7 protein-coding genes and 1 pseudogene are annotated in these 7,267 nt (G+C 53.7%); 3 read left to right on the top strand and 5 right to left on the bottom strand.

Annotated features, from left to right (window positions below; translation table 11 throughout):
* Positions 1-99, bottom strand: a pseudogene (locus GSP01_RS15575) (IS5/IS1182 family transposase); the annotation flags it as partial.
* Between the two features lie 142 nt (positions 100-241).
* On the opposite strand from GSP01_RS15575, the gene GSP01_RS14045 reads away from it, so the two are divergent.
* The gene (locus GSP01_RS14045; RefSeq protein WP_255320913.1) at positions 242-622 is read left to right on the top strand and encodes a tyrosine-type recombinase/integrase; all 381 of its coding nucleotides are present in this window, start codon (positions 242-244) and stop codon (positions 620-622) included.
* A gap of 106 nt (positions 623-728) precedes the next feature.
* On the opposite strand, the gene GSP01_RS14050 is transcribed toward GSP01_RS14045, so the two are convergent.
* From GSP01_RS14050 to GSP01_RS14060, 3 genes are all read right to left on the bottom strand, one after another.
* On the bottom strand, positions 729-2,969 hold the full coding sequence (locus GSP01_RS14050; RefSeq protein WP_141354525.1) for a Hint domain-containing protein: 2,241 nt from the start codon (positions 2,967-2,969) through the stop codon (positions 729-731).
* 249 nt (positions 2,970-3,218) lie between these two features.
* Complete coding sequence (locus tag GSP01_RS14055; protein WP_141354527.1) at positions 3,219-3,401, bottom strand: hypothetical protein; 183 nt, start codon at positions 3,399-3,401, stop codon at positions 3,219-3,221.
* Entirely contained in the window at positions 3,398-3,799 is a 402-nt protein-coding gene (locus GSP01_RS14060; protein WP_167495575.1) for a hypothetical protein, read from the bottom strand. Before GSP01_RS14060 ends, GSP01_RS14055 begins: the two co-directional genes overlap by 4 nt.
* A gap of 494 nt (positions 3,800-4,293) precedes the next feature.
* Between GSP01_RS14060 and GSP01_RS14065 the strand changes: the two genes are divergently transcribed.
* Positions 4,294-4,533, top strand: a complete 240-nt coding sequence (locus tag GSP01_RS14065) for an SDR family NAD(P)-dependent oxidoreductase (protein ID WP_141354531.1) — start codon at positions 4,294-4,296, stop codon at positions 4,531-4,533.
* Between the two features lie 495 nt (positions 4,534-5,028).
* Positions 5,029-6,234, top strand: coding sequence for a Na+/H+ antiporter NhaA (gene nhaA, locus GSP01_RS14070; RefSeq protein ID WP_141354533.1), 1,206 nt, complete (start codon positions 5,029-5,031; stop codon positions 6,232-6,234).
* A 291-nt stretch (positions 6,235-6,525) separates the two neighbouring features.
* Here nhaA and GSP01_RS14075 read toward each other — a convergent pair whose 3' ends face one another.
* Positions 6,526-6,780, bottom strand: a complete 255-nt coding sequence (locus GSP01_RS14075; protein ID WP_141354536.1) for a hypothetical protein — start codon at positions 6,778-6,780, stop codon at positions 6,526-6,528.
* Between the last annotated feature and the right edge of the window lie 487 nt (positions 6,781-7,267).

The following is a 7,267-nucleotide window of genomic DNA, read 5'->3' on the forward strand; positions in this document are numbered from 1 at the left end:
TTCAAAATCCACAATCCGGGAAAACGCTTCGAGCTGATCGCCGAGTTCGCTCAATCGCGCGAGCCGCTCTTCAACATCAAAGACACCAGCCTGCTTCATCGTCCATCATCCCCAATTAACTAAGGGAAAATGGAATCACAGAGGAACCCTTAAAACCAGAGGGTTTTTCGAACCCTCCATCTAGCCTCATACACACAATGGATAGTCCCCCAAGACAGAGGCCGGAACACGAATTGTTCCGGTGCACTCCAAACTCATTGAAGCGGTACTTCTCGATCTAAAAGACAGACCGGACGGCCCGTATCTCATTCCCGGCCTCAACACGTCGAAAGACGGTGTCAGGGGAACAGTCTTCGGGCGCTCGTTCTCGACGATGAAAACGCGTCTCGAGCTTCCTGCAGAAATTACGTTCCATTCGTTCCGCCACAGTGTCTCGACGCAACTGCGAAACGCTTCAGCCGACATTCCGGAAATCTGGATTGATAGGCTTTTGGGACATGAAGCAACGCATAAAAGCCAAGGCACCTCGACCTATCTCAGGGGCATTATAGCGGCTAACCTCCGACAGACCGTTGAAGCCATTTCATATCCCAACGGCATCCTCAGAAAAGGCTGGAGTTAGGCGAGAGCCAGTAGTACTCAATGGCTACCCAAAGGGTGCCATCAAGCAACTGGCAAGAGGATGTGCCTCTCCGTTTCCCCCCTAAACAAGAGAGAAAATCCGATCTCTAGCAACGGTATTTAGGCGAAGGGGGTAACGCGCGCCAGAAAGAGTTTTCGCAACCCAGCCGATTGAGGGCGTAGGGTCCTGCGGCCCTGATTTCGACAGCCATCACTGCGATACTGTTCGGATCTCTCCCGTCGAGCGGTAGCAGGGCGTCGCCGGTCGTCCAGCGGACATCTTCCCCTGAAAGGGCATTCCAGCCCTTCAAGTCAGGTTCGCCCAGATGAGATGTGACGATGCACGATTTCCTACTTTCAAACAGCATGATCTCGCCAACAGCCACGCCAAAATAACGGCGGTCGTCGACGAACGCCCCGATGACGTCACAAGGGCGGCTGGCACGCGAGACGATGCGGACTGCGTGCGCGCTCGCAGGAATCATGAATATGGCGCGGCCACCGTTCTGACGGGCCGGACGAATGATTGCGCCAGCGTCCGTGACGAGATGCAGATCGGCCTCATCCGTGAGTTCAGCCGGCGGCTCTTCCTGCGCGACTCCCGCTGCAACCGCACGCGCCTCGGCCTGCCGGAACAGAGGCTCTACGAAATCACGCGACACACAAAGAGGCGCCGCTGCATCGTCCCAGGTCAGATTTCTGGTGGTGGGGATAGCGACGACTGCGCCTTTTTGCCGAAAAGCTCTGCGATTGCCTGTATCGAGATAGCTCTCGGTGAGGGCTCCTTCCGCCATGATGACCGAGTGCGACGCTGTCTCGATATGATGGTAGGCGTAGGATGTGATGGACCTATCATAGAAGATCGAACGACCGTTCACCAGCATACGAGCCGGGACGAACCGCCCATCAAGAAGCAGACAGTGCTCGGACGTAACCAACAGATCTCTGAGCGGCACACCGTCGGAAAGCGCATCCTTACGAAAACGAATAGGATAGCCAGCCTGATCCAGCGGAAGATGCGGGCGAACGACGCAATGCGCCTTTCCGGCCCAGGTCACATGACGGATCTGTGGTGATCCGTCGATGAAGGTGACGACCTCATCCCCAACACCCAGCGTCTCGACCGCCGCATCTCCGCCGGGAGTTTTGATCATTGAGCCTGTTAGGAAGCAGGCTTCGAGGATAAATCCTCCATCATCGTCGGAGACGATCTCCTCCCCGTAAGAGCCGTCCTCCTCGTCCGTATAGGCGATATCGAGCGTGTAGGTGACCGCATCGCCGGCCTGATTAGTACCGCTAATGACTGTGGAACTGGACGTTGCACTGACGCTGTCGACGCTTTTCAGGTTTTTGAGATCAATCCTGCCGCCGTCGGAGAGACCGCTGACGACATTGGAGGGCATCGTGTCGGAATCGATGACAAGGGTGGCGCCTGAAGAAAGGTCGATAACAGCGTCGCCCTGAACGCTACCTTCAATCTCAAGAACGCCGCCCGATGTGACAGTGGTGACGCCCGAGAGTGTTGCGCCCCCGGTCGCCCCCCCATCCGGCGTAGATGAAACAAAAACCGTACCGCCGGAAATAGTCGTATCGGTCATTGTGCCGTAGGCGGATACGAAAAACTCTCCCCCCGATTCAACGGTTGTATCAACGACCTGCCCAAAGTAATCTACTGATCCGCTGCCGCCAGAACTGATCGTTATATTTGACAGATAGGCGCCTTCGTCCTTAAGCGTCCCGCCTGAGCTGACAGTGGTTGTTCCCGATACAGACGCACCAGTTAAGAAGGTGAGAACCCCGCCCGAATTGACAGTGGTATTTGTTAATGATCCATAAGCGCTTACAAATCCACCATCAATATTTGTGTCTGTCGCCGCACCACCGCCGGAAACGAAACCAGTCCCACCAGAGTCAATAGTTATGCCTGTTGTTTCTCCGCCAGAATAGATCGCGAGGACCTGCCCGGATGAGACGGTAATAGAATTGAAATCTGAGCCGGCACCACCGCTGATAACTTCACCGGTACTCTCGCTCGTTAGCATAAGGTTGGCAGAAATAATGGTTCCACCGCCGCTTGTTCCAATTGCCGATGCTCCTGGCAAAAGAAAGAGGGTTCCGCCTGAGCTGACGATGGTATCTGTCGCCGTGCCGTAAGCGGAGACAATGATTTCGCCGCCAGAGCTGACAGTTGTCTCCGCTGCCGATCCGAAAGCAGAAACGAAGATTTCGCCGCCAGAGCTGACGGTTGTGTTTGTTGCCGTGCCTCCAGCCAGAATTACCGAAGTATCACCATCACTGAGAGTGAGTCCGCTGCTCGTCTGTCCATGGTTAACTATAAATCCAGTCATGACCGTCCTAATTCCTTGTTCGTGCGGGTGACGTTACTGATTGTGAGGAGGCAGGCCTGAGCCGCCTGCATGACATGCGCGACGGTGATAAGCCGCGTGCCTTCGAAGTGACGCTCCGTGCTCTTGTGACTCGGACACCAGAGAACGTCGTGGGGATCAAACCGCTGTCTTGATTCGTTCCAGTATTTGCGTTGCGAGTACGCTTGGGCGAATATGTGAACGTAAGGTTCCGCGATGAGCCTACCATCGTCAGGCAGGCTGATCTTCGCCGGGCTTTCGTCCGGGTCCAAGATATAGACGACGGTTTTGTGCAAAACGGGCGGCGTAAGGCATCCAGGCCAGGGTGTCGCCGAGCGTGCCCACAGGAAACTGGATCAGTATGTTCTGATTTTCGGGCGTATAATGATGCCGGAACACCGTGAGCGGCGTCACTCCTTCGTTCTCCCTGAAAAAAACTCAATTACAAAACGAACGAACCATCGCTTGCTGGACTGTATGAGACCGGCCCCTATCAAGCCGCTCTCAAAAAGAGTGTTACCGGTCCCAATATCTTTGAGACGGACCATCCATGCGCCGGGAGATTTTTCTGCCAGAAGGACGCGGCATCCGTGATTGAAATCAAAGCAGATTCCGTCTCGGGCGACCTGCGTTAGTTCCGGCGCGGGTCTGACGTAGGGCGATTTTTGCGCCAGAGCATTCTCTGTGTCATCCGGCTTTCTCCCGGCGGGTGGCGGCCGGGCGGTGGAGGCCAGCGCATGTTTCGTATCGATAACGCATGCAGGCAGGTGATCGGAGGTGAGACTGGAAGAGACGTTATCACTGCCGGTCATTCGACACAGCATCTGGCCTTCACAGAGTCTTTTTGACAAGTTGCTATCCTGACGTGGGCTTTTTGTTCGGACAGCCGATTAATGGAAGCAGTCTGCCTTTTCCTCAGATACCTCGGCAAGTCCCTTAGAGAAATAAACCTAAACAATATACATTCACGTTTTGGTGTGAAGAAAATTTGAAGCAATGAGTCGGAAAAATTAATCTACGTATATGTTATGAATTTATAATGAAGAACCACAAAATAGAACCATGATTCAAATGATGCACATCAACGGAAGCACTATCTTTCCATACGCATAAAAATCCGACTTACGCCGTTTTTCGCTCCGTCAATACGACATTAGGTAATACACACAACTATAATTCTGGTTTGGAGAGGTCTCTGATCGCTGGCGCGTTTCAGAAACGACGCGTACACGGGAGAGCGCATGGAGAGTAACGCCCTGCGTGTGTATAAAAATCGATTTGGATACTGATAAATATTTTTCATGAAATGGAGGGCCGGGGCATCCGAGTGAACACTGTGTCCCCAGGTATGGTGCTGACGTCTGCAATGCAGACCTATCTCGAGAATAACGAGGGGGTTGGAGACTGGATGAAACAGACCATTGCGTTCGGGAGGCTGGCTCAAGCAGATGAGATTGCCAAGGCAGTCCTGTTTTTGGCGTCAGACGAAAACAGTTTTGTTGGCGGGGAGGAACTTCTCGTCGACGGCGGTTTTGTTGCGGTGTGACGGCAGCAGCGGCGTCGGACATCAAGGGCCAACTCCGTCGGCTATCCGACCTTCTGGTTGATCCGGCTATAAACAAGCAGCTTCTCAGATAATATTGGCTAACCAAAAATGCTACCCTTATTTATCTAAATACCGCCAATAACCGCAAAGAACCAAGTATCTTCATAATCATAAAATGGATATGACGATTCCATAGTTCTCATCTTCATCGGGCACTGCCGCTTGTTGAGATTTAAACCTCGAGAGGGTAGAATGCATGCGCAAGTCCGCTACCCGTCTTTGCCGGCATAGCGGCGGATGATTCATGTCGGCTTTCGGGACGCCGACCCAACTGCCTGAGTGTCCGAGATGTAGGCGTAGGCAGTAGGTCCGCTCACGCCGGACATCAACTGCGTTCAATGATCATCCGGAAAGCGGGCGTTAATAGAAACATTATGACAAGGTAGCACGTCGCCACAGGCTTGTTTGGAAGCCTGTCTCATTCAACAAAGAGGAATGAGCGAATTTTCTGTTCCGTCCACAACGCATATCCGACGTTTTCTGGCCTCTCCCGCAGGTGGGGCGTCTGTCCTCCTGCTGGCATCCCTGTTGGGTCTTGTCCTGGCGAATTCGTCATGGGCGTCGGGTTACGGCACCCTGATAACAACGCCCATGAAATTGTCCATCTTGGGAGAGCGGGGGCCAGAAAACATTGATGCATGGGTCTCTGACGGGCTCATGACCCTATTCTTTCTGGTGGTCATTCTCGAAATCAAAAAGGAAATTGTTTCCGGGCACCTCTCATCACTACGCAGCATCGCCCTTCCGCTTATCGGAGCGTTGGGGGGAATGATCGTGCCGGCCCTTACGTATCTGCTTGTAACATGCGGTCATCCGGAAGCGACACGCGGCTGGGCCGTTCCTGTTGCAACGGATGCCGCGTTTACGTTGCCAATCATCCTTGCTCTTGGAAGGCATGTCTCGCCGGGAGCCAGGGCCTGGCTGATGGCGCTTGCCATTTTCGACGATGTGCTGGGGATTGTGGTGATCGCCCTATTTTATGGGAGCGCTCTGTATTGGCCGGGGCTTATCGCGGTCGTGATCGTGACTGCAGCGTTGATCGGCGCGAACAGGATTGGGATCAGAACTCTCTGGAGCTACGGCATCGGGTGCGTCCTGTTATGGGTAGCGCTTCTGGATGCCGGTTTGCACCCGACGCTTGCTGGGGTCATCACCGGCCTATGCCTTCCAACAGTCACCTCAGGAATGGATGCCAGACAAGCTACGCCACTTGATCGGACATCTTCTGCGTTGACCCCTTTCGTTACCTGGGTCGTTCTACCGCTGTTCGGTTTCATGAACGTGGGTGTTTCACTGGCTGGCGTTCATCCGGACATGATGCTGGAGGCTGCTCCGCTCGGGGTTATGCTAGGACTGATTGTTGGCAAACCGGTCGGCATCTTTGGTGTAACAATGCTTTCGACCCGCCTGAAGATCGCCACGCTTCCGGCTGAAACGCCGACGGGGATGCTGTTTGGTCTTTCGCTGCTGTGCGGCATTGGGTTCACGATTAGTCTGTTTATCGCAAACTTGGCATTTTCCGGATCAGATCTTGTGACCCCGGCTAAGATGGGCATCTTTGTTGGCTCTGTTCTGTCTGCCCTGATGGGGTGGCTTTGGTTACGCTTCTTATCCCAACACGACCGGTTACCTTCCCAATAAAGGATGTCCGGTACGAGAGAGATGCCATTCAGAGCCGACATTCCGTTTACCCCCCTTAAGGGCCCTTCCCCACTGAGTATTTTCAGGAAGAAGGGCGATATCGTCCTCATGCGTTTTTAACTCAGAACCTTTTTTTGCAGTTCTCTGCAAGCTCCATTCAGCCTGCCGCATGGTGCGGACAAGTGCCCGTTGATGGACCGTAGATATTGGCCATTGATAATGAAGCAGATCTTCGACCAACAACCGTGAGGTGATATGACCTGTCTGAGAGGCGGCCCAGATTTCGAGCACTTAGGGCATCCGGGCGTCCAGCCGCTTCTCGAATGATAGAAGCTGCGGAGTAGGAGGAGGCGCCTGCTCCAGTTCTTCCCATGCAGGATAAAACTCCTCTACCACGACTGAAATACGCTCATCGGGCGTTTCAGGCGTTTCGCGCAGTGTCCCGAACACATGCTTGCCCAGAAATTCAGCATCCTCACGAAAGGTCAACTCTGCTTCCGGGTCAGCAATCGCCCCGGTCTCGATTTCCTCCCATGCTTTGCCCAACCCGATAGGATCCCAATAGCCGCGGGCGTAATGTGCCGCCAGGTTCTCCTGAGTGACCGCTATCCACCGGCCCTGTATCACGTTGAAAATTTCAATGCGTTCGGGAAGGCATTTCCGTCGCCGGCTTTCCCTTAACCATTCCCTGCATTCCTCCTCATTATGTACGGGAGTATCGCCGTGCTGCTGCGGATCATAAGACTGCCTGCTGGCCTTACTGCAGACGTCCGTCCCAGATGTCATCCGTATCCCCAAAGCCCCTTACACTCAGAGGACAAAGCTCCAGGATATTCTCCGAGGTGGCCGGACGCCATTCCCATGTAATAATATTCCAGACCATGAGACTTCCGGTCTGTGAATTATATCTGGTATTTCTTGTCAGCCAAGCCTCCCGGGCCGGGCGTGACAGCATTCTCACGGCATCATCATGCATGATGATATTCCTCATTAGTTTCTACGTTTCGCTCTGAAGGGATGCAGAAAGCAGTTG

Origin of the sequence: Gluconobacter sphaericus NBRC 12467 (assembly GCF_006539125.1) — a bacterium.
Lineage (GTDB): Bacteria > Pseudomonadota > Alphaproteobacteria > Acetobacterales > Acetobacteraceae > Gluconobacter > Gluconobacter sphaericus.

Bases quoted from the DNA above. Each gene is read 5' to 3' on its own strand.
- GSP01_RS14060 (WP_167495575.1), bottom strand. From the start codon at position 3,799: ATGACCGGCAGTGATAACGTCTCTTCCAGTCTCACCTCCGATCACCTG.
- nhaA (WP_141354533.1), top strand. From the start codon at position 5,029: ATGAGCGAATTTTCTGTTCCGTCCACAACGCATATCCGACGTTTTCTG.
- GSP01_RS14065 (WP_141354531.1), top strand. From the start codon at position 4,294: ATGGAGGGCCGGGGCATCCGAGTGAACACTGTGTCCCCAGGTATGGTG.
- GSP01_RS14050 (WP_141354525.1), bottom strand. From the start codon at position 2,969: ATGACTGGATTTATAGTTAACCATGGACAGACGAGCAGCGGACTCACT.